The sequence below is a fragment of the Terrimonas pollutisoli genome (assembly GCF_029360765.1).
In the GTDB taxonomy this organism is placed as follows: domain Bacteria; phylum Bacteroidota; class Bacteroidia; order Chitinophagales; family Chitinophagaceae; genus Terrimonas_B; species Terrimonas_B pollutisoli.
On record NZ_JARKNA010000004.1, the window covers coordinates 374,618 to 396,375 of the forward strand.

Annotated in this window: 18 protein-coding genes; 11 read left to right on the forward strand and 7 right to left on the reverse strand. The window is 41.8% G+C overall.

The window, feature by feature from the left end:
* Positions 1-53: 53 nt before the first annotated feature.
* From nirB to P2W73_RS10240, 10 genes are all read left to right on the forward strand, one after another.
* Positions 54-2,555, forward strand: a complete 2,502-nt coding sequence (nirB, locus tag P2W73_RS10195) for a nitrite reductase large subunit NirB (RefSeq protein WP_276501925.1) — start codon at positions 54-56, stop codon at positions 2,553-2,555.
* A gap of 200 nt (positions 2,556-2,755) precedes the next feature.
* The gene (gene nirD, locus P2W73_RS10200; RefSeq protein WP_276501926.1) at positions 2,756-3,103 is read left to right on the forward strand and encodes a nitrite reductase small subunit NirD; all 348 of its coding nucleotides are present in this window, start codon (positions 2,756-2,758) and stop codon (positions 3,101-3,103) included.
* Positions 3,104-3,237: 134 nt separating this feature from the next.
* Positions 3,238-4,773 carry an alginate export family protein gene (locus P2W73_RS10205; protein WP_276501927.1) on the forward strand — a complete coding sequence of 512 codons (1,536 nt, stop codon included), beginning with the start codon at positions 3,238-3,240 and terminating at the stop codon, positions 4,771-4,773.
* A gap of 23 nt (positions 4,774-4,796) precedes the next feature.
* The gene (locus P2W73_RS10210) at positions 4,797-6,038 is read left to right on the forward strand and encodes a CmpA/NrtA family ABC transporter substrate-binding protein (protein ID WP_276501928.1); all 1,242 of its coding nucleotides are present in this window, start codon (positions 4,797-4,799) and stop codon (positions 6,036-6,038) included.
* Between the two features lie 45 nt (positions 6,039-6,083).
* The gene (gene ntrB, locus P2W73_RS10215) at positions 6,084-6,863 is read left to right on the forward strand and encodes a nitrate ABC transporter permease (RefSeq protein ID WP_276501929.1); all 780 of its coding nucleotides are present in this window, start codon (positions 6,084-6,086) and stop codon (positions 6,861-6,863) included.
* A gap of 27 nt (positions 6,864-6,890) precedes the next feature.
* Positions 6,891-7,754 (forward strand): ABC transporter ATP-binding protein, encoded by an 864-nt coding sequence (locus tag P2W73_RS10220; RefSeq protein WP_276501930.1) that lies wholly within the window; start codon positions 6,891-6,893, stop codon positions 7,752-7,754.
* Positions 7,755-7,781: 27 nt separating this feature from the next.
* Complete coding sequence (locus P2W73_RS10225) at positions 7,782-9,101, forward strand: MFS transporter (protein ID WP_276501931.1); 1,320 nt, start codon at positions 7,782-7,784, stop codon at positions 9,099-9,101.
* Positions 9,102-9,396: 295 nt separating this feature from the next.
* Positions 9,397-12,960 carry a nitrate reductase gene (locus P2W73_RS10230; RefSeq protein ID WP_276501932.1) on the forward strand — a complete coding sequence of 1,188 codons (3,564 nt, stop codon included), beginning with the start codon at positions 9,397-9,399 and terminating at the stop codon, positions 12,958-12,960.
* A 28-nt stretch (positions 12,961-12,988) separates the two neighbouring features.
* Positions 12,989-13,942, forward strand: a complete 954-nt coding sequence (locus tag P2W73_RS10235; RefSeq protein WP_276501933.1) for a nitrate reductase associated protein — start codon at positions 12,989-12,991, stop codon at positions 13,940-13,942.
* Positions 13,943-13,946: 4 nt separating this feature from the next.
* The gene (locus P2W73_RS10240) at positions 13,947-15,437 is read left to right on the forward strand and encodes a rubredoxin (protein ID WP_276501934.1); all 1,491 of its coding nucleotides are present in this window, start codon (positions 13,947-13,949) and stop codon (positions 15,435-15,437) included.
* Here P2W73_RS10240 and mobA read toward each other — a convergent pair.
* The 7 genes from mobA to P2W73_RS10275 all read right to left on the reverse strand — a co-directional run bounded on the left by mobA (position 15,423) and on the right by P2W73_RS10275 (position 20,367).
* Entirely contained in the window at positions 15,423-16,007 is a 585-nt protein-coding gene (gene mobA, locus P2W73_RS10245) for a molybdenum cofactor guanylyltransferase (protein ID WP_276501935.1), read from the reverse strand. The genes P2W73_RS10240 and mobA overlap by 15 nt on opposite strands.
* A 12-nt stretch (positions 16,008-16,019) precedes the next feature.
* Positions 16,020-16,316 carry an Rdx family protein gene (locus tag P2W73_RS10250; RefSeq protein ID WP_276501936.1) on the reverse strand — a complete coding sequence of 99 codons (297 nt, stop codon included), beginning with the start codon at positions 16,314-16,316 and terminating at the stop codon, positions 16,020-16,022.
* Positions 16,317-16,456: 140 nt separating this feature from the next.
* Positions 16,457-16,873, reverse strand: a complete 417-nt coding sequence (locus tag P2W73_RS10255; protein WP_276501937.1) for a hypothetical protein — start codon at positions 16,871-16,873, stop codon at positions 16,457-16,459.
* Between the two features lie 468 nt (positions 16,874-17,341).
* Positions 17,342-17,806, reverse strand: coding sequence for a hypothetical protein (locus P2W73_RS10260; RefSeq protein WP_276501938.1), 465 nt, complete (start codon positions 17,804-17,806; stop codon positions 17,342-17,344).
* A gap of 155 nt (positions 17,807-17,961) precedes the next feature.
* Positions 17,962-18,750, reverse strand: a complete 789-nt coding sequence (locus tag P2W73_RS10265; protein ID WP_276501939.1) for a DUF4382 domain-containing protein — start codon at positions 18,748-18,750, stop codon at positions 17,962-17,964.
* Positions 18,751-19,192: 442 nt separating this feature from the next.
* Positions 19,193-19,630 (reverse strand): hypothetical protein, encoded by a 438-nt coding sequence (locus tag P2W73_RS10270; protein ID WP_276501940.1) that lies wholly within the window; start codon positions 19,628-19,630, stop codon positions 19,193-19,195.
* An 11-nt stretch (positions 19,631-19,641) separates the two neighbouring features.
* Positions 19,642-20,367, reverse strand: a complete 726-nt coding sequence (locus P2W73_RS10275) for a hypothetical protein (RefSeq protein ID WP_276501941.1) — start codon at positions 20,365-20,367, stop codon at positions 19,642-19,644.
* Positions 20,368-20,696: 329 nt separating this feature from the next.
* On the opposite strand from P2W73_RS10275, the gene P2W73_RS10280 reads away from it, so the two are divergent.
* On the forward strand, positions 20,697-21,650 hold the full coding sequence (locus P2W73_RS10280; RefSeq protein WP_276501942.1) for a hypothetical protein: 954 nt from the start codon (positions 20,697-20,699) through the stop codon (positions 21,648-21,650).
* Positions 21,651-21,758: the final 108 nt, after the last annotated feature.

Sequence of the window (21,758 nt, forward strand, 5' to 3'; positions counted from 1 at the left end):
TATTTGCTAATACGATTGTTTGCTACCACACTTAAATTTTAAAAGTCTAGCTTATGAAGATAGTGGTAGTAGGAAATGGAATGGTAGGGTACAAGTTTTGTGAAAAACTAGTAGCCCGTGATACTGCCCGGTTGATGGAAATAACCGTGTTTGGAGAAGAGATGAGACCTGCCTATGACCGGGTCCATTTAAGTGAATTTTTTGCAGGAAAGTCAGCCGACGATCTTACGATGGCTCCTGCCGGTTGGTATGCCACCAATAATATCCAGCTATATTTAGGTGATCCCATTCAAAGCATCGACCGCGTCAACAAAACAGTTTACTCTCACCATGGCATTACTGCCCCTTACGACTACCTGATATTAGCAACAGGTTCAGCAGCATTTGTTCCGCCTATCCCCGGTATAGAAAAGGAAGGTGTATTTATCTATAGGACTATAGAAGACCTGGAGTTGATGACAGCCTGGGCGAAAAAATCAAAAAAAGGAGCCGTGATCGGCGGCGGTTTGTTAGGTCTTGAAGCTGCAAAAGCTATGCTCGATCTGGGTATTACCGATACGCAAGTGATAGAATTTGCTCCCCGTTTAATGCCACGTCAAATTGATGAAGCAGGCTCAAAATTATTGCAATCAAAACTCGAGACATTAGGTCTTACTATCCATACTTCTAAAAATACTTCTGCCATTCTCGGTGATGACTGTATAAAAGGAATGAGTTTTTCTGACAACAGTTCAATGGATATAGATATGCTGGTGATTTCTGCCGGGATCAAACCGCGGGATGAGCTGGCAAAAACTTCTGGGTTAGAAACTGGCAACCGCGGTGGTATAGTGGTTAATGACAAATTACAAACTTCTGATCCTGAAATTTTCGCTATTGGAGAGTGTGCTTTGCACAGCGGTATGATCTATGGCCTGGTGGCTCCTGGTTACGAGATGGCCGATGTAGTCGTTGAAAATTTGTTGGGTGGCCATAAGTCTTTCATGGGATTTGATATGAGCACCAAATTAAAACTGATTGGTGTAGATGTGGCCAGTTTTGGTGATCCATTTATCGCTGGCAATGATGTCCGGTCCATTGTGCTTGATGATAGCATGAAAGGTATTTACAAGCGCATCAATATAAGCGGTGATGGCAAGCAACTGCTGGGTGGTATTTTGGTAGGAGAGGCGGAGCAATACAATATGTTGTTGCAGACTTGTAAGAATAAAGTAGTGCTGCCACCCAATCCCGAAGACCTGATATTGGGTGCAAGAGGAGGCGAGGGCGATGCTGGTGCAGGCCTTTTAAGCTTACCTGATGATGCGCTGATCTGCAGTTGCGAGAGTGTAACAAAAGCAGGTATTTGCAGTGCGGTAACAGAAAATAATTGTGACACAGTTGATGCTATAAAAAAATGTACAAAAGCCGGAACAGGTTGCGGTGGATGTGTACCAATGGTAAAAGATCTGATGGTGCACGCCATGAAATCGCAGGGCAAATATGTCCGCAATGTTCTTTGCGAACATTTCAGTCACAGCCGGCAGGAGTTGTTTGACCTTGTAAAAATTCATGACCTCAAAACATATGATGATGTGCTGGATAAATTGGGTACCGGCCATGGTTGTGAAGTATGTAAACCTGCTGTTGCTTCAATACTCGCCAGTTTGTGGAATGAAATGATCCTGAAAAAAGGAAATGCAACGGCGCAAGATAGCAATGACAGGTTCCTGGCCAATATACAAAAAGGCGGCACTTACTCTGTAGTTCCACGTATACCGGGTGGTGAGATCACGCCTGATAAACTGATCGTCATTGGTCAGATCGCTAAAAAATATAATCTCTATACAAAAATCACGGGTGGCCAGCGTATTGATATGTTTGGCGCACACGTGAATGACCTTCCTGAAATATGGGCGGAATTGATTGAAGCAGGTTTTGAAAGTGGCCACGCATACGGTAAAGCTTTGAGAACTGTGAAGAGTTGTGTAGGCAGCACCTGGTGCCGGTTTGGATTGCATGATAGTGTCAGTTACGCTATTCGCATTGAAGAACGTTACCGTGGGTTACGGGCTCCGCATAAAATTAAATCGGCTGTATCCGGTTGTATCAGGGAGTGTGCCGAGGCGCAGAGCAAAGATTTCGGCATCATCGCAACAGAGAAAGGATGGAACTTATATGTATGTGGCAATGGCGGCAGCAAACCACAACACGCCTTATTACTCGCTACTGATGTTGACGATGAAACCTGTATCAAATACATCGATCGTTTTCTCATGTTTTATATAAAAACTGCCGATCCATTGACAAGAACAGCAACCTGGCTCAATAAAATGGACGGCGGTATTAATTACCTGCGCAATGTAGTGATCAATGATAGCCTGGGTATGGCAGAAGAGTGGGAAAAAGAAATGCAGTTATTAGTTGACAGTTATGAATGTGAATGGAAAGCCGCTGTTGAAAGCCCTGAGCTTCGCAAACGGTTCAGCCACTTTATCAATGCACCGGAAGAAAAAGATCCGACCGTACAATTTGACCCGATGCGTGAACAGAAGAGGGCGAAGGAGTGGAAATAATTTGATTTGCCATAATTATCAATAAAGATCCATTCCCTCTGAAAATTTTCCTTCACGATTGTTTGCCAGTTTTCAGGTAAACGATTTCATCATATTAAACGATTGCTGGCTGTATGAAAAGTGCAGCAGACTTCTATTGCTTCTTACTATCCCGGAAACAACAGAAACTGATCATAATTTTTTAAAAAAGGAATCAAACTATGATTGAAGAAAAAACAATGACCTGGTTTTTAGCATGCAGGGTGGATGATATGCCTGCTAACGGCGGCGTATGTGTAAAGTATAAGGATAAACAGATCGCTTTGTTTCATTTCACCCGGATGAATGAATGGTATGCAACCCAAAATGAATGCCCCCATCGGAATCAAATGGCACTGAGCCGTGGCATGATCGGCAGCCAGGGTGATGAACCTAAAGTGGCCTGTCCTTTTCACAAAAGAACATTTTCGTTAAAAACAGGGGAATGCCTGAGCGGCGATGAGTGTTCTATTAAAACGTACGAAGTGAAGGTGGAGAATGGAAAAGTGTTTATCGGAATTCAGGATTAAAAAAATAATAGCTAAATAAAAAATATGGCAGGAAAACCAATTCCTGGCAGTACAAAAAAAGCCCCGGACGAAATGGAAGCTCGAGCCGGGGGAGGATTCTAAATTGTTCACAACTTAAAAACCAAAGCAAATTTATGAAGAAAAAGACAAAAGCACCCAAAGCCATTTTGCTGATTTTCTTTGCGATGATCTCACTTTTCAAAGCAAGCGGTCAGCTTACACTGACGGGACAGGTAAGAACCCGTACAGAGTACAGGAATGGTTTAGGCACTCTGCGGGCTAAAACCAATGACGCCTCATTTTTTACCTCGCAGAGAAGCCGGCTTACTTTCAATTACAAGGCAGGCAGAGTGATACTCCAGACATCTGTACAGGATGTGAGAGTATGGGGCCAGGATGCATCTACAATCAGTAACGCAGATGGCAGCAGGCTGGGTTTGCATGAAGCCTGGGCAGAAATTATTCTTGCTAATAAAAAGGACAGTTCATTTAAAAAATCACCTGTCGATTATTTTGCTTTGAAAGTTGGTCGCCAGGAATTATTGTATGACGACAGCCGTTTGCTGGGAAATCTTGATTGGTTGCAGCAAGCACGCCGTCACGATGCAGCGGTGTTTAAATTTTTAGATAAAGGCTGGCAACTTGATGCAGGTTTTGCCTTTAATCAAAATACAGATGCATTTAATTACAATGGCGTGTATTACACACCCGCCAATGTGCCGGCCACTGTAAAAGACAGTAAAGGATTTTTAGTGGCTACTCCAACCGGCCTTGTACCATTAATGAATGGATCAGGATTGAGCAGTAAAGGAGGGAATCCCTCATTCGTGAATCCTCCTTCTACCAACGGGATGAACCAAAACTACAAATCATTACAGTTTTTATATGCAGCCAAAACATTTAAAAATACCAAAGTAACCGGTCTTGTAGTAGCCGATCATTTTGGAAAATATAAACTGGATTCTGTACAAACATCCAATGTAATCGAACCGGGTTATGTATATGGCCGTCGCTTCAATCAAAAAGGTACATATAGCCGTATCACTTCCGGTGTGCTGCTGAATAGCCCGTTGAATAAAACCAAATCATTGGCAGTAACCGCAGGTTTTTATTACCAGGCAGGAAAAGATAAAGATGGGATTGATCTGAGTGGGTATACCTCAACACTGGCTTTGACGCTTACGAAAAAGAAATTTAGTTATACAGCCGGATGGGATTACGTTTCCGGCAATGATGCTTTTAGCTCCGGTCCTACCAATCATCGTTTTGATCCGTTATATGGCACACCGCACAAATTTTGGGGAACGATGGATTATTTCTATGTAGGTACCGGCTCTCCTGCAGGCGGTTTGAATGATCCTTATTTTAAAATAAAGTATGGCAGCAAGAATAAACGGTTCACTGCAGGGCTCGATTATCACTACTTCCTGCTGGCAAAAGATATGAAGGATGTAAATGGTAATGCGATTGATAAATATCTCGGCAGTGAGTTTGATCTGCTTACCACCTATGCATTAAACAAAACAGTATCGCTGGAATGGGGCTTTAGCCTGATGGCTGCTACCAAAAGCATGGAATATGCAAAAGGTATTACTCCCAATACTGCCAAACTTACAGGTACCTGGAGTTACCTGATGATCAACATCAGACCGGAATTTTTATTTAAGTGATCATTCTTTAAAAACACAACGAAATGAAAAAGATAACTATCAATATATTTTCTGTTTTATTCATTGCTCTGTTTGCACTCGCCACTTTTAGCTCCTGCAACAGCGAAACAAAAGGTGCCCCTGCAGAAGAAAAGAAAGAAACAGCCGCAGCCTATAAACTTGGATTTATTCCGCTCACCGATTGCGCTTCGCTTGTAATGGCCAAAGAGCTTGGCTACTTTGAGCAGGAAGGAGTAAATGTTGAATTGTCGAAAGAAGCGTCCTGGGCCAATATCCGTGATAAAATAATAACAGGTGAGTTGACCGGGGCCCATTGTTTATTCAGCATGCCGTTTTCTGTATATAGCGGTGTTGGCGGTAAAGCTGAAAGTGTAATGAAAATAGCGATGATTATTAATAATAACGGGCAAGCCATTACACTCGCTAATAAATTCGGCGACCTGGTGGGAAATAATGAAACATCGAAAGTAGCTTCTGCGGTTGATAAATTAAATGCCGCTAAACAAGTTCAATTCGCCATGACCTTTCCAGGTGGAACCCATGATATTTGGTTGCGTACCTGGTTGTCAGCAGTGGGAATCGATGCTAACAAAGTAGGGATCAAAACTATTCCTCCTCCGCAAATGGTTGCCAACATGAAAGTAGATAATATGGACGGTTTCTGCGTAGGTGAACCCTGGAACGGTGTAGCGGTAAAAGATGGTATAGGTTTTACGCATATTGCTTCGCAGGAAATATGGAAAAATCATCCGGAAAAAGCGCTGGTGGTAAATGAAAAATTCAGCGCTGACAAAAAAGATGACCTGAAGAAAATCATGAAAGCGGTGATCAGGGCTTCCCAATGGTTGGACACCATGGAGAACAGGAAGAAAGCAGCTGAAATTATCGGGCAACAACAATATGTAAATGCACCGGCAGCGGTAATTGAAGCAAGGCTGATGGGTATCAATAATGTGGGTAACAAGTTTGGTGAAAAAAAGTATACTGACGACTACATGAAGTTTTTTGATGGCGGCAACACCAATTTCCCCCGCAAAAGTTATGGCATGTGGGCTCTGGCGAAATACGTAGAGTGGGGTTTGTTAAAGACTGCGCCTGCCGATTATAAAGCCATTGCTGATAAAATTGTCATGCAGGATCTGTACAATGAAGTGATAGCGGAGATGAAAGTTCCTTCGCCCAACGATGACATGAAGCCGTTTAAACTGGCAATTGAAAACAAAACATTTGATCCGGCAAATATTGCCGCTTATATCAAAAAATAAATCAGGGGCGAAGACTGTTAGGCTCCAAACATTAAAAAAAAGGTTATGATAAAAAAGTTTTTACCAGCCGTTTATTTTGTAATAGGAATTGCCCTGTTGCTGGGCCTGTTTGATATAGCCAGTTGGATTACTGCATCCAATAAAATACCTATTCCGTCGGCTTCAAAAGTTTTGGGCACCTTATATGATCTGTGGAAAGATCCTTTTTATGATAACGGCCCCAATGATAAAGGCATCGGTCACCAATTGTTGAAATCTTTGGTGACAGTGTTTAAAGGATTCCTGTTAGCTACCATGGTAGCACTGCCGGTGGGTTACCTGATTGGTTCCAGTAAAACCATGATGCGGATACTAAATCCCGCTATCCAGGTATTGCGCCCGGTTTCTCCATTAGCATGGTTTCCTTTAGGGCTTGCATTGTTTGAAGCATCTGATAAGGCCGCAGTCTTCGCCGTTTTTATTACCTGTATCTGGCCAACGCTGGTCAATACAGCATTGGGTGTTGCTTCTGTTCCCAACGATCATAAAAACGTGGGCAAAGCTTTTGGATTTTCAAAATGGAAGACCATTATCAAAATTTATTTGCCGTTTAGTCTTCCTTACATTTTTACCGGGCTGAAATTAAGTATCGGTGTAGCCTGGTTGGTGATCGTTGCCGCCGAAATGCTTTCCGGTGGCGCTGGTATCGGCTTTTTTGTATGGGATAGCTGGAATGCTTCGAGCCTTGAAAAAGTGGTGGCAGCTATACTAATAATTGGTGTGATTGGTTTGTTGCTGGACAGAGCATTTTCTGCATTGCAGCACAAATACAGTTATGCATCATAACCATTTTAAAATTTTAAAAAGCGAATCATGGAAACTCCTGTTATAAAAATAGATACCGACTCGATAGCGGAAGAGTTGATTGACTCGGCCATTTATGGCAATGCTATTGAAGTGGATAACCTGACGGTTAGTTTTAAGACGGCCAACGGGATCTATACTGCGATCAAAGAAATCTCCTTATCTGTGAAAAAAGGGGAGATCGTTTCATTGATCGGTCACTCCGGTTGTGGTAAGTCAACGTTGATGAGTGCTATCAGTGGTATGGTAAAACCAACCAGTGGTTCGGTTGTCGCCAATGGAAAAACGGTATCTGGCCCCGGACCTGACAGGGGAATTGTTTTCCAGAATTATTCTTTGCTGCCATGGCTCAGTGTATATAGAAATATTTATGAAGCCGTTGATTCAGCCTTGAAAGATCTGTCAGTTGCTGAAAAGAAAGAACTGGTGGCAAAAAATCTGAAACAGGTAAACTTGTGGGATCATAAAGACAAACTGCCCGGCCAACTATCGGGTGGTATGAAACAGCGGGTGGCCATTGCCCGGGCTTTTGCTATCAATCCGTCTATTTTATTATTGGACGAACCGTTTGGTGCACTTGATGCATTGACGAAAAGTAATATGCATGTAGAGTTGCTGAAACTTTGGAACCTTGATAACAGGGAAAAGACAATTGTAATGGTAACGCATGATATTGAAGAAGCCATTTTTCTTAGCGATCGTGTGGTAGTGTTGAATAATGGTCCTGCCGCAACTATCAAAGAAATCATTGATGTTCCGCTTCCGCGGCCCCGTAATAAAAAAGAGATCGTGCATGACCAGGCTTATATGGCTACACACGACAAACTATTGAACTTATTGATCGATAAATTTTCAATTGACGATATACATTGATTCTGTTAAATATTTAAAACCCGGTTCATGGAACAAAATTCATTGCAGCAGCCATTAAACAAACTCAATATCTTTTCATTGAAAGGTGTACAAATGAAAACCTTTCATATTACCTGGCTTACTTTCTTCTTTTGTTTTTTCGCCTGGTTTGGTATTGCACCGCTGATGCCACTTGTCAGTGAGTCATTGCATTTAACCAAAGCACAAAAGGGAAATGTAGCTATAGCTGCTGTTAGCGCTACTATTATTGCCCGGTTGATCATCGGAAGATTGACAGATAAGTTTGGACCACGTAAGGTATATACCTGGCTACTGGTGATCTGTGCTTTCCCGGTTATGTTGATCGGACTGGCTGATAGTTATATGACGTTCCTGTTATTTCGTTTGGGAATTGGAGTGATCGGGGCTTCGTTTGTATTAACGCAGTTTCACACATCTGTGATGTTTGCACCCAATATCAAAGGTACCGCCAATGCAACCGCCGGTGGTTTTGGAAATACAGGTGGCGGCGCCACACAGATCGTGATGCCGTTGATCGCAGCGGGATTGGTGGGAGCAGGCTGGGTAAGCCAGGCGGACAGTTGGAGATATGCCATGATCATTCCCGGGATATTATTATTGGTAATGGCGTGGCTGTATTGGAAATATACCAAAGACACTCCGGCTGGAAATTTTGATGAGTTACCAGTTGTGGAGACAGGAAAAAAAGAAAATACTTTTTTGGCAGCAGCTAAAGATTATCGTACCTGGGTATTGACCATAGCCTATGCTGCTTGCTTCGGTGTAGAGATCACGGTTGACAACTTTGCCGCTTCCTATTTTCATGATGACTATAAAGCCACGTTGATTTTTGCCGGCTTATTGGCCAGTCTTTTCGGTTGGCTCAATCTTTTTGCCCGTGCACTGGGTGGTATTGTATCGGATAAAGTGGGGAAGAAATTTGGTTTTAATGGTAAGGTAAGCCTGCTGGCAATCCTGTTACTATTGGAAGGCGTTGGCATCATGTTATTTTCAAATGCAGGAGGTTTGGTATTGGCTATCACCATGATGTTCTTTTTTGGTTTGTGTTTAAAAATGGCCAATGGCGCCACTTATAGTATTGTTCCATTTATTAATCCGAAAGCGGTAGGAAGTGTAGCCGGTATCGTTGGTGCGGGAGGTAATGTCGGAGCGATGGTAATTGGCTTTTTATTTAAATCCATGTCCTATTCGGCAGCATTTCTTTATCTCGGCGCTGCGGTATTTGCCGTAGGCGTCGTGGTGCTGGTAGTTCGACTAATGAGTAAAAAGGAAGTAGAAAATAAATTGGCAGAACCAGTGGCGATATCGGAGGCTGCGGCGGCGTAAAGGCCCCCTCTAAATCTCCCCCATAGGGGAGACTTGCAACACACAGCCCTTGCTTTTCAGAGAAGTTGATAGAATAAAGCTCTTCGAAAATGGTGAATAGAGAACAAAAGATGAAGTAGTGATTATTTAGCTTGGATTTGCAATGTAGCACCGTCCTTCTCCCTGGGAGAAGGATAAGAGGATGAGGTTGCTCAGTAGAGAACAAAGGGATGAAGAGTGCGACTTGCCTACCGGCAGGCAGGCGCAACAAAGCCGATAGCAGTACAAAAGCTTGTCAAAAAAAAATAATTAAAAGTTGAGTGATATAAATTCCATAGACGATTTTTCAAAACCTCTCCATAAGGATGGGGAGTATAAAACGACTTGCTGCTATTGTGGAGTAGGCTGCGGTATTGTTGTAAAAAAAGATAAGCTCGGCAGAGTTTCTGTCGAGGGCGATGCATCTCATCCTGTCAATAAGGGAATGCTTTGCAGTAAGGGAATGAACCTTCATCATACGGTGAATGACAAATCTGACAGGTTGCTGTATCCGGAAATGCGTTATAGCCGCAATCAGCCCCGGCAAAGGGTTTCATGGGATGCAGCCCTGGAAAGAACGGCGGCGGTATTCAAAACTTTTATTGATAAATATGGGCCTGACTCGGTAGCGTTCTATGCTTCCGGTCAGTGTCTGACGGAAGAATATTATGTTGTCAATAAACTGATCAAAGGATTTATCGGCAGTAATAATATTGATACCAATTCCCGGCTTTGCATGAGCAGTGCGGTGGTGGGCTACAAAATGAGTTTGGGTGAGGACAGTGTGCCGGTAAGCTATGATGACCTGGAACTGGCTGATTGCATTTTTGTAGCAGGTGCGAATCCTGCCTGGTGTCACCCGATATTATGGCGGAGAGTGGAAGCAGCAAGAGAGAAAAATCCGGCGATTAAAATTATTGTCAGCGATCCACGCAAGACACAAACCTGTTCCATCGCTGATCTTCATTTGCAGCTAAATCCCGGCACTGATATCACCCTGCATCATGCCATTGGCCGTTGTCTTATTGAAGAAGGTGAAATCAATGATGACTTTGTACAAAATCATACCGACGGGTTTGAAAAATATAAAGAAGTTGTTTTTGAAAGATCCATTGCTGAAGCGGCTGCTATATGTGGCGTTGCAGAAAAAGATATCCGGCTGGCAGCTTCTTATATCGGCAATGCAAAAGGGTTTATCACCATGTGGACGATGGGGTTGAATCAAAGTGTGATCGGGGTGAATAAAAATCTTTCGCTGATCAATCTTAATCTAATCACTGGCCACATTGGCAAACCCGGCTCGGGACCATTCTCGTTAACGGGTCAGCCCAATGCGATGGGTGGACGAGAAGTAGGAGGTCTTTCTAACTTACTGCCGGCACATCGGGATCTGTTGAATGAAGCAGACCGGAACGAAGTAGAGAGATTCTGGCAGATACCGTTGGGTACGATCCAACCAAAGCCAGGCCTGACGGCTACAGAAATGTTTGATGCCTTGAACGATGGTAAACTAAAAGCCATCTGGATTCTTTGCACCAATCCGCTGATCAGTTTGCCGGATGTGCGCAAAGCAGAGCAAGGTTTAAAGAAAGCTAAATTCGTTGTAGTGCAGGATGTGACCAGCAAATTGGAGACATTATCGTATGCCGATGTTGTTCTACCCGCAGCTGCATGGGTTGAAAAAGAAGGCACCATGACCAATGCGGGTCGATATATTTCCCTCCTTTCAAAGGTTATAGATGCGCCGGGTGAAGCATTGCCTGATGCAGAGATCATTTGCCGCTTCGCTCAAAAAATGGGCTTTAGTGGATTTGATTTTAAGAATGCCGCGGAGATTTATGCCGAGCATGCGGCATTGACAAAAGGAACATCTATCGATATCAGCGATTTGGATTATAGTATTCTGAAAAAGAAAAGAACAGTTCAATGGCCTTATAGGAAGGAGATCAATGGCCATGGAACTCCCCGTTTATTCACGGATAAAAAATTTTATACCGAATCTCAAAGAGCCATTATTCACTCCTTTGATGATAGTAACCAAAGTGAAGGCGTCAATGAAACACATCCTTTGATTCTCACTACGGGTCGCATCCGGGATCACTGGCATACCATGAGCAAGACGGGTAAAGTGAATAAACTCCGTCAACACATCAGTGAAGCTTTTTTAGAAATTCACCCGGAAGATGCCAGCCGCAGAAACATCAAGGAAAATGACCTGGTTGAAATTTTTAATGACCGCGGCAATGTCAGAGTTAAAGCAAAATTGTCAACGGATATTAAAGAAGGTGTGGTTTTCCTCCCGATGCATTGGGGCAAGGTTTTGAACAGCGATCTGAACAGGGCCAATAATCTCACCAATAATTTGGTAGATGCAAAGAGTAAAGAACCTGATTTTAAATTCAGCGCTGTACAGGTAAGATTACATAAGAAAGCGAGACAAAAAATTATTGTTGTCGGTGCCGGGGCAGGCGCCTGTGGCTTTGTAAAAAGTTACCGGGCATTAAATACGGAAGATGAAATTGAAATATTCAGCAAAGAAGATTTTCCTTTTTACAACCGGGTATTGCTTCCCGATTATATCAGCGGTACGCTACCGTGGAACAGTCTTGTTAAAATGACTGACGAAGAGGAGTATGACTACAATATCAAATTGCATCGCGGCGTAAGCATCGAACACATTGACCGGGAAAAGAAAATCGTAACGGACAATAAAGGAAATGTACACTCCTATGATGTATTGATTATGGCGACCGGCAGCCGCGCAGCAATGCTGCGGGATGTGCCGGCGATGAAGGGCATTTTCACGATGCGCAGCCGGTTAGATGCAGATAATTTTAAAGAGCATGTTGATGCTTCAAAAGGCGGGGTAGTGATCGTTGGTGGTGGTTTGTTGGGTATTGAACTGGCTGCATCCCTGCGTGAGGTAAATGTGGAAGTGACGATCGTTCAACGTATTTCCCGTTTAATGGATCGCCAGCTTGATCCTTTGGGTAGCCAGTTGCTGCATGAAGAACTTACAGATAAAGGCGTCGATATTTATTATAATGATGAAATAGAAAGATTCCTCGGCGATACAACAGTTTCCGGCATTCGTTTGAAAAGTGGTTTGATGATCAATTGCCAGGCTATTGTGATCGCTATTGGTACCGTGCCAAATATTGAAATAGCAAGGGCAAGCCAACTGGAATGTAAACGCGGCGTGGTAGTAAATGAGTACCTGCAAACAAATGATCCTTCCGTTTTTGCTATTGGAGAAATAGCGGAGTTTAAAGGATTCTTATTTGGAATCACTGCTGCTGCTGAACAACAGGCTGACATCGTGGCGAGATATTTAAGCGGAGATATTTCTAAATATTATAGCGGTTCCTTATTGATGAATATCCTGAAAATGCATGGCACGGATCTGTGTTCGTTGGGCGAAGTAGAATGCCCGGATGACCCGGCCTACGAAGAAGTGGTCTTTATTGATAAAGCGAAACGATATTATAAAAAATGTATCATCCACAATGACCGGCTGATTGGCGCTATTTTGATCGGCGATAAAGCGGAATTCCTCGAATACCGCAACCTGATTGAAAACAAGATCGAGTTGAGCGAAAAACGTTTACAGTTACTTCGGTCAGGCAAAGCACCGGAACCCGTCATTGGTAAATTGGTATGCAGTTGTAACAATGTAGGCGAAGGCAATCTTATCAACAAGATCAATGAAGGATGCAGGGATCATTTACAATTGTGCCAGTTGAGTGGTGCAGGCATGGGTTGTGGCAGTTGCCGCCCGGAAGTGAAAGCCATTTTAGAAGCAAACACTAATTCATTACAAGTAAATTTAAAAATAGCATAAAAAAAAGTATCAAAACAATTTTTGCCAAATGAACACAGGAGTCAAAATCAAAAGAACGGATAGTAATGATCCGGATTTTCAGTTGTTGATCACTCACCTCGATCATGAACTCTGGAATGAATTGAACGAAGACCAGGCTACTTACGATCAGTATAATAAGGTGCCTGACATTAAAACCGCTGTTGTATTGTACGCAAATGATAAGCCGGTTGCCATCGGATGTTTCAAAGAGTATAATAAGGTAACGGTTGAGATAAAGAGAATGTTTGTTGTAAAGGATTTTAGGGGACAAGGGCTATCTATTTCGGTACTGGATGAATTGGAGAAGTGGGCGAGAGAACTGGGTTTCCGGTATGCGATTCTGGAGACGAGCATACATTTCCAGGCTGCCAAGGCATTATATACAGGCGCGGGTTATCAAATCATCGAAAATTATGACCAATATAAAGGGCTGGCAGAAAGTGTTTGCATGAAAAAAAAGTTATTTGAGGTAACAATACCTGCTGAATTCAGGGATTTAGACGGAGTCGAATATTTTTCATTTGAAGAAGATTTCGTAGAAAAAAATATCCGCTGTATTCCCATGATTGTAAGATTTAAAATGGATAAAGCAGGGATCAAGTTGAAACTAAGCGAATGGACAAAGTTCACGGTTAGTGAAAGAATCCAATTAGCCAGTATGCCCTGTGAATCGGAAAATGAAGTGAAGCAATACCATGAGTATTTGCGGGGTTTGGTGAAAAAGCATACTAATAAGGATGCAACATTATTGGAGTTGAATGGCTATCCCGAATGGCGTTTACAATACAGCATTCCTATTGAAGTAAGACAAAGGCTGGTGGATGAAAACAGTGATATGAGTGTTGAGCAATGGCGTGATCTGACCAGGCTGCAGCGGTTTGCATTGGTCAAACTAAGCCGGCCCGGCCACGAGAGCAAAAATTTTATTAAAGCAACCAGGGAGTTTGGAATAACCCAATAGACACATGCAAAGCAGGTTTATTATAAAAATAAATTTTCGCGGAGGAATTATTTCCCCCGGTGAATTGTATAATATTTTGGTGGCCGCCTCGAAAGCCGGAATCTATTATGTAAGCTTTGGACTGCGCCAGCAACTGCTGATTGACGTGCCTTCGGAAACAGTTCATCTTTTAACGGAGGAATTAAAACGCCTTGACATACCGTTTGAAAATGAAACGGATGAATTTCCGAATATCATCAGCAGCTATCCGGCGGAAGAGGTTTTTATCAACAATACCTGGCTGAGCGAGGGTGTTTACAAAGACATTTTTGATTCGATAGACTATCAGCCGCGGCTGAAGATAAATGTCTCGGACAGTAACCAAAGTTTCACACCCATGCTTACGGGTAATATCAACTGGGTGGCTTCGGCGACGGATCAGCATTTTTGGCATCTTTTCATCCGCTTTCCTAAGACTAATACGGTTTATGAATGGACTGAAATGGTATACACCAATGATGTACCAAAGCTTTCAAAAGAAATAGAGCAAACTATTTTTAAATACCGTGACGATTTTTATGATAATGCGAAAGCCAAAGGCGAAGAGCTGTTTCAAAAAATAGCTGTCGGGAAATTTATTACTAAAAAAGCCGAAAAGCCTGCAGTGTTGCCGGCATTTAACCTGCCATATTATGAAGGGCTGAACCGTTATAACAATAAATATTGGCTGGGCATATACCGGCGAAATGAATTATATCGTATCGACTTCCTGAAAGAGCTGTGCCTGCTCTGCCTTCATACCAAGATTGGCCAGTTATGTTCTACTCCCTGGAAAACGATCATCATAAAAGGAATCGAGGAGAAAGATAAAGCGGCCTGGAACCGCCTGTTGGAAAAATTTCAGATCAACGTAAGGCATGCAGCCAATGAACTCAATTTCCAGGTAGAAGAAAATTGCAGTGATAGTCTCCAGTTAAAACAATACCTGGTAAAAGAGTTGAATAGTGAAGACATCAGGACATTCGGCGTATGTATCGGGATAAAATCAAAAAAGAAAAGCGAGGTCTTCAGCAGTATTTTGATAAGGCGAAAGGCTCTGTTGCGTTTTTTGGGTGTGGAGTTGTTTTTTGTGTACGATATTTTGTGCGCCCATGATTTTAACCCCAACGAACGCACCGGCTTTGTCTTCAGCCGGAATAATCCTAAGTTTTTACTGGCTGATCAGCTACGGCGGGCCGTGATCGCTTTTTATAATAACCAGGCCAGTAAAATAAAAACAGAAAAGAAACCGGTAGCAAAGAAAGCCGAGCCAAAAACACCTGAAATAGCTTTTGTTCACCAATGTAAGCATTGTCTTACGGTGTATGATCCCGGCACAGGTGAATCGGACAGAGATATCAGCCCCAATACTTCATTCGAGTCGTTGCCGGATGATTATACCTGCGCCTTATGCGATGCTCCGAAAACTGATTTTACAAAAACTGAAAAAGAAAAGCTGGGTTTACAAACCGTTTAGATCAGCATGGGCATTGAAATTTTTAAAATATTTTTTTTGCTCATCAGGCACGGCTATTGATTTTACCTGCAAATGATCCAGCGAGAATTTCATGCTGTATTTTAAGAGCTGCCCTGACTGTAAAAGCGAAAGTATAAATGCTAATCCCCCGGCTTTATAGATTCCACAAAGCGGCTCCGGCTCACCGTCTGTGGTAAAGACAAAGGCTGTATCAATTGAATCTTGCTGGTATAAGGAATATAACTCCTGTAGTAAAGGTGTTTGCATCAATGGCATATCGCAGGCAAGCACAAACAGATCTTCATTCGGAAATTGCAGGTGGCTGCTCAAAACGCCGAGGAGGGGACCCTTCAGTGATAACGTGGTGTTATCCGGAACCAGGTCTGTTTCGGGGAATAATTTTGCGTACTGGTTGAACTGGTCTTTATTAACCGAAATTTTTACAGGAATATTTAGGACGGCCAACTTGTCAACAGCGCTTTGTGTCCACGTAGAAGCAGCTGTTGGTATCAATCCTTTGTCCTGGCCCATCCGGGAACTTTGACCGCCGCATAAAACGATACCTGTCATAATTTCAATTGATCAGTTAGTCGTATGATGTGGTTTTGTATCCGTATGACCAAGGCTCTTGCCGGGAGCTGCGATATCACGAACCAATTGTTTCAGTTCTTTAATCTCCGGGAAACCGCCATATTCTTTCCGGTCAAAGATTTTCGTGCCATTGATAGTGATATGAAAATCACCGTTGACCTCGCTTGGTTGAAGCGTCACAGCTTTTAAGTCATTTTCAAAGGTGGTCAAAAATTCCTGGGCCATATAAGCCGCCCTCAACAGCCAGTGACATTTAGGACAATATTCGATAACAATAGTTGGTTTCATGCCTGCATTTATTTTGCTGAATAGTAAATTGTACAGCACAAGTTAAAAAGAAAAAAGCAACTGGCAGGCCTCTTGATGATACCTGGGGGAATTTATCCCGGATTCGAAAAAATAATCATTCAAGCTATGTTGTGCGTACCTTATTTTGTTACTCTGTCCAATATATTATTGATGCGATTTGCAGACAAAACTGTGTAATGCCATCCACTTTCTCCGCTTGAATTAACATCAATTCTTATTGCCTGTCCCTTTCTTTTGAGTCCAATGGAAAAGCTGGAATTGTCTTTCAGGTTAAATTTGATGCTGCCGGCCTCTGCGAAGTTTTTCATATAGTTTTCATCTTCGACACTGGCCTGATTTAAAGCTGTACAAATCTCCTCAATTGTTGAAGGTTCGGCTATTAAAATATTGTGTTGAACAATGCTTCTAACTCCATTCTTTTCTGTTGGTTGAAGAACAATAGAGGTAACTTGTTGGCTTGTGATGTTTTTGACTTTAACCCTTTCTGCTTTTGTCTTTGAAAGTGAACCGAAGGTAGAAATGGTGATCAAAAACATTCCAATTATTAGCGGAACATAGGCGTTTACTTTCTTCCACCCATAGCGAAAGCAAAAAGCAATTCCGATACCCAAAAAGACTATTCCGATGAAAAGAGGTGTCATATTTACGCCATTGATGTTCGAACTATGTACATTTTCAAATTTAGTTCTAATCGCCAACAACCGGCCTAAGAGCATTTCATTACCATTCAGCCACCTTCCTCAATTCGGTTGTTGGTGTATGTCGTTTACAGCAACGAATTGATCAAAACAGAAACACCAACAACGGCGTAAAAAGCAACCGGCGGGCCTGCTTGTTTATGCTTCGGGGAATTTGTCCCGGCTTTAGAAAAACAATCATTCAAATCCCATATTACGGGCGGCTAACTTACAAGAACAAAAAGACAAAAACGATGCAACGGTAAATATCAATCTTAAGGTAGTCGCAATATGGCAGGTAATGTCAGAGCTTGTTGTGCGCTGTTTTCAGATTTTATATTCCAGAGTGCAATTCACAATCACTTCGGGAGTCCTTAAGTCCTTATTTTTTCTCGGCTCTGTACCGACTACTTTTGCTTTGAACTCATATTTCTGATTGCTATGGTCAGAAGAAATTATTTTGAAAGAAGATGGAATTGCCCAAAATTCTATGAATCTACTATTTGGAAACTCTTTGTTTGGTTTACCACTAATGTGTAAAGTAAAAACATTATTATGGGGATCAAATATTGTGAAAGCTTCATCACCGCCTTCATAACTAAAAGCTATTTTCTTCCCATCAACTATTAATTCAGCTTTTTCAACTATTCCAACGATATCTTGAAGTTCTGCATTGAATAAAGTTCTGCCAGATTCAGATTTACAAACCAGGTAGGCTATACCCGAACCAACAGTTTTGAATGAAGTGGAGGAAAAAAGAATAGATACCAGAAGAAGATATATTCGAATCATAAGAGTTAAATAAAATTGTGTACAACACGCTAATTTATGTTATTACACCGCCGTTCAAAAATTTTTCGATTAGCCCCGCATACCAACAACAGCGTAAAAAGCCCTCCGTAATCACTTTTTTGCGGAGGGTCTTTATAATTCTTGAATAATTTATTTTATGGTACCAGGGTAATAGTATCCACCACAGTTACTTGTCCTAATGTAACAGGTATATTATTGATGGTTTGATCAGCATATCCATTATTACCATCTGCCACTACTTTCCAGGTGCCTGCCGGTACGCCGCGAATCAAATAGTTGCCAGTCACAGCATCAGGTATAGCACTTAATGAATCAGTACCGGCAATCGCATATACGGTAGCTTGTGCTGCTGCGGGCTGTATGTTTCCTTTAATAGCGCCGCTGGTTGCCTCGGTAAAAGTGCGGATCACGGGTTTCAGTTTATAACTATCGTTACCGGTAACAACCACGGAACGGGCTGCATCAAAATCAATCCATAATTTATATTCCACGCCTTCTACCAGGTCTGCATGAATATTAAACTTCAATCCCGATGTTTGCGCCGAGGGCGTTTCTAAGGGTAAAGGCAAGCTGGCGCCATCCACAACGATTGAATTGTGTGATCCCAATATCAATCTTAACTGTGATACTTTACCTGCAGGCAGTTCAACAGACGACAACAAAGTATCCATACCGTTGGTAAATTCGAGCAGGTTATAGATGCCTGCATTCACCGGCAATGTTTGCCATCCGTCATCGCCCTGGTCTGAACTTGTTTTTATCTCCACTTTTGCCACATCTATATAGAGGGCGTCATAACCGGCCGGAGCATCGGTGAGGTAAACGGAAAGACGGCTATTGCTTTTTTCTTTGCTGCAGGAAATGAAATAAAGACATGAGAGTGCAAGGAAAATAAATCCCGAAAGGATACGAGTTGCTTTCATAAGTAGATGATTTTTTATACAGACCCGTTTCTATTCTTCCGGTTTAATTCATTTTCATATTTTTTTTTACTGTGTTTAATCACCTGGAACTGCGCCGGTTTTTTTCGATGTATAGTTGGAAAATGCCCGGGTAGTATTACTAGCTCTAAAAGGAGGATAAATCCCTGGTCCCTAAAAGGGAATAAAAAAGACTCACAGTTGTCCTGGCATTGTTTAATTGTAGCGCCGTTGGTGTTCTATGTGCACTTTCAAATTTAATTCTAATCATCAACAGCCGGACTAAGAACATTTCATTACCATTCAGCCACCTTCCTTAATTCGGTTGTTGGTGTATGTCGTTTACAGCAACGAGTTGTTCAAAACAGAAACACCAACGGCGTAAAAAAGTTACCCCGTGTCATAGAAAGGAGTTATGGCGAAAATGGGAAATTGTGCGGTATGTCTATTCTGGTGTCTGAAGGAGAACTTCCTGTAACTGGGGAACAATTTCTTCAATGGTATTTAAAGGAACATCCCCGATAGAGTCAAACATCGGGAACTCCTTTCTTCTTTCTTCAAAGTTCTTTCTAAGAATGTTGTGTGTTAATTTGATTATGTTTTTTAAGTCATCATCTGTCGCAGGGGTATCTATTTCGGTTACAGTAAAATCTTTTGAACTATGGAATTGATAAATTTCAACGCCTCTAAAGAAAATGTAGTAGTACCACATTGTGTCAAGTTTAGGGTTTTTGTCAATTTCAAATTCAGCAGGTTTTTTAATGTATGGTCTAAAAATTGTCCTGTGTCGAATATGAGTTTTGTCAAACCAACTTAAATCTTCAAAATTTGATGGAGTATGAGAGCTCCCAAAACCATCAGAACTACTTGGTGTAAATTTCATAAAATAAGTGTTTAGTTATTAATGTAAAATGTGTCAAGATAGTAAGAAGCGGAAGCAGACTTGGAAAGAGAGATACCCGTTTTGGTATATGGTGATACCGTATCCTGTATGGGAGCCTCTAATTTTCCTGTTTTCGTGTCTGGTGATTTACGGATTCGTGAAATTGCTATTGCTATTGCTGCCCCAATAATACCGCCCATTATGTATTTTGCTGCTTCTACACACCACCAATATTTTTTCAACCATAAGTCTCTTTTCTGTATTTCATACCCCCGCATTATTGACAACTCTTTTCCGGCCTCTTTTAAATAGAACCCCATTCTATAATCAATAGCCCCCTTGTTGGTCAGTCGTACTTCTCTTTTCATGCTGTCCGAATAAATGTGTATCTCCACCGGGCTTTCTGTTATATGTCCATTAAGAACCAACACCTCTAAAGCATCGTTTACTTCAATCCAATTATATTTCATTCGTTCCGCATCAACCTCTTCAACAGTTACAATTTTATTTTTCAAATAGTTTAATTGGTCTTTGGGGATTTTGTCATCGGTATATTTTTCTGGGTAATTTATTATGTCAACCAATGTCCCAAAGTGTAGCGAAGAATATTGATAATCTCTTTTATAGGCTGGCATTGTCTTGCCAGATAATTTACCCTCACCAACAACAGTAAATGACACCTTAGTATAAAGGGCTTTTAATATTTCGTGTTCGAGTATGTAAACATTGTCTGCCATTCTTTATGTCAACACAAAGATTATCGAAATAAGACGAAATCGCAAATTTCCTTCTCTTTGATAATCACAGCTTCTCTTTTTCGTTTTTTGTATTGCAGATTTCGTCAATCATCCATCCCAATCCTTTCCCCTTGCTTCTACAAACTGCCAAGTGGGCTTTCTATTACCACTAATTTCTCTGTAACCGTTGACGGACAACACCGCCAGTTTTCTGACAAACACAGCACGGGATGGAAGACAGAAATGACGTTACCATAAAAATTGGCAAGCCTATATTCCTGCTGGCAACCAATCTTTTGCTCTTTTCGTTTTGATGCAAAGCCAAAACAATGCCGGTAACAATCAATCAGGGAGAAATTGACCAATACCTGGAGCAAGAGCATATAGATACCTCTATTCTTAAAATACTGGCTTATTTTGATATTTTTCAATACCCGTTGACCAGCGATGAGATCCGGCAGTTTGCAGGCAGAAACATAGGTGAGGCCAGGTTGGAACAGTCCCTGCAGCAATTGCTCCTCGATCGGGTGATTTTTGTCAAAAACGATTTTTTCTCTCTTCACAATAACCCGCTACTTGCTATCAGGCGGAAACAGGGCAACCGCCGGGCTGAAAAATTATTGCCAAAGGCTTTTGCCATCGGTCGCTTCCTTTACGGCTTTCCTTTCGTCAGGGCGGTGGGCATTTCAGGCTCTCTGTCAAAGAACTTTGCAGATGAAAAAGCAGATATCGATTTCTTTATCATTACAAAGGCCAATCGGCTTTGGATCGCCAGGACGATCATGCATCTTTTCAAAAAACTTACTTTCCTGACCGGCCATCAGCATTATTTCTGTATGAATTATTACATTGATGAAGAAGCATTACTGATCGAAGAACAAAATGTCTTTACTGCTGCTGAAATTGCAACCCTTATTCCCGTTAGAGGAGATAAAGCGTTCCATAATTTCTTTACTGTTAATAGTTGGAGTAACCGGTTTATGGCCACACCGGATCATAATAAAAAATCTAATACATACAGATCGGTTGCTCCAGGTAAAAAGGTTATAGAAGCGGTTTTTGATAACAGCATCGGCAACAGGATTGATGATTGGTTGCAAAAAATTACTACCAGCCGCTGGAATAAAAAAGATATCAAAGGCGAGCGGAATAAAAACGGGCTTTCGATGAAATTAATAACCGGGAAACATTTTTCCCGTTCAAACCCGGGTGCTTTCCAGGAAAGGGTGGTGGCTCTATATGAAAAAAAACTTACTGAACTGAAATTAAGGAGCAGGGTTTAGGGTATGGGGTATGGCGAGTGGCAAGTAGGGGGCGGATGGTTTGCAATCGGCAGTTCAAAATTCATAGTGTTTATTGCTCATTGCCTATTGCCTATTGTCCATTGCCTT

Excerpts from the sequence above, each read along its gene's own strand:
- P2W73_RS10235 (WP_276501933.1), top strand. The coding sequence starts at position 12,989 with ATGAACACAGGAGTCAAAATCAAAAGAACGGATAGTAATGATCCGGAT.
- P2W73_RS10250 (WP_276501936.1), bottom strand. The coding sequence starts at position 16,316 with ATGAAACCAACTATTGTTATCGAATATTGTCCTAAATGTCACTGGCTG.
- P2W73_RS10225 (WP_276501931.1), top strand. The coding sequence starts at position 7,782 with ATGGAACAAAATTCATTGCAGCAGCCATTAAACAAACTCAATATCTTT.
- P2W73_RS10270 (WP_276501940.1), bottom strand. The coding sequence starts at position 19,630 with ATGAAATTTACACCAAGTAGTTCTGATGGTTTTGGGAGCTCTCATACT.
- nirB (WP_276501925.1), top strand. The coding sequence starts at position 54 with ATGAAGATAGTGGTAGTAGGAAATGGAATGGTAGGGTACAAGTTTTGT.
- P2W73_RS10240 (WP_276501934.1), top strand. The coding sequence starts at position 13,947 with ATGCAAAGCAGGTTTATTATAAAAATAAATTTTCGCGGAGGAATTATT.
- ntrB (WP_276501929.1), top strand. The coding sequence starts at position 6,084 with ATGATAAAAAAGTTTTTACCAGCCGTTTATTTTGTAATAGGAATTGCC.
- P2W73_RS10210 (WP_276501928.1), top strand. The coding sequence starts at position 4,797 with ATGAAAAAGATAACTATCAATATATTTTCTGTTTTATTCATTGCTCTG.
- P2W73_RS10220 (WP_276501930.1), top strand. The coding sequence starts at position 6,891 with ATGGAAACTCCTGTTATAAAAATAGATACCGACTCGATAGCGGAAGAG.
- P2W73_RS10280 (WP_276501942.1), top strand. The coding sequence starts at position 20,697 with ATGCCGGTAACAATCAATCAGGGAGAAATTGACCAATACCTGGAGCAA.
- P2W73_RS10255 (WP_276501937.1), bottom strand. The coding sequence starts at position 16,873 with ATGTTTTTGATCACCATTTCTACCTTCGGTTCACTTTCAAAGACAAAA.
- P2W73_RS10205 (WP_276501927.1), top strand. The coding sequence starts at position 3,238 with ATGAAGAAAAAGACAAAAGCACCCAAAGCCATTTTGCTGATTTTCTTT.
- P2W73_RS10265 (WP_276501939.1), bottom strand. The coding sequence starts at position 18,750 with ATGAAAGCAACTCGTATCCTTTCGGGATTTATTTTCCTTGCACTCTCA.
- mobA (WP_276501935.1), bottom strand. The coding sequence starts at position 16,007 with ATGACAGGTATCGTTTTATGCGGCGGTCAAAGTTCCCGGATGGGCCAG.
- P2W73_RS10275 (WP_276501941.1), bottom strand. The coding sequence starts at position 20,367 with ATGGCAGACAATGTTTACATACTCGAACACGAAATATTAAAAGCCCTT.
- nirD (WP_276501926.1), top strand. The coding sequence starts at position 2,756 with ATGATTGAAGAAAAAACAATGACCTGGTTTTTAGCATGCAGGGTGGAT.
- P2W73_RS10260 (WP_276501938.1), bottom strand. The coding sequence starts at position 17,806 with ATGATTCGAATATATCTTCTTCTGGTATCTATTCTTTTTTCCTCCACT.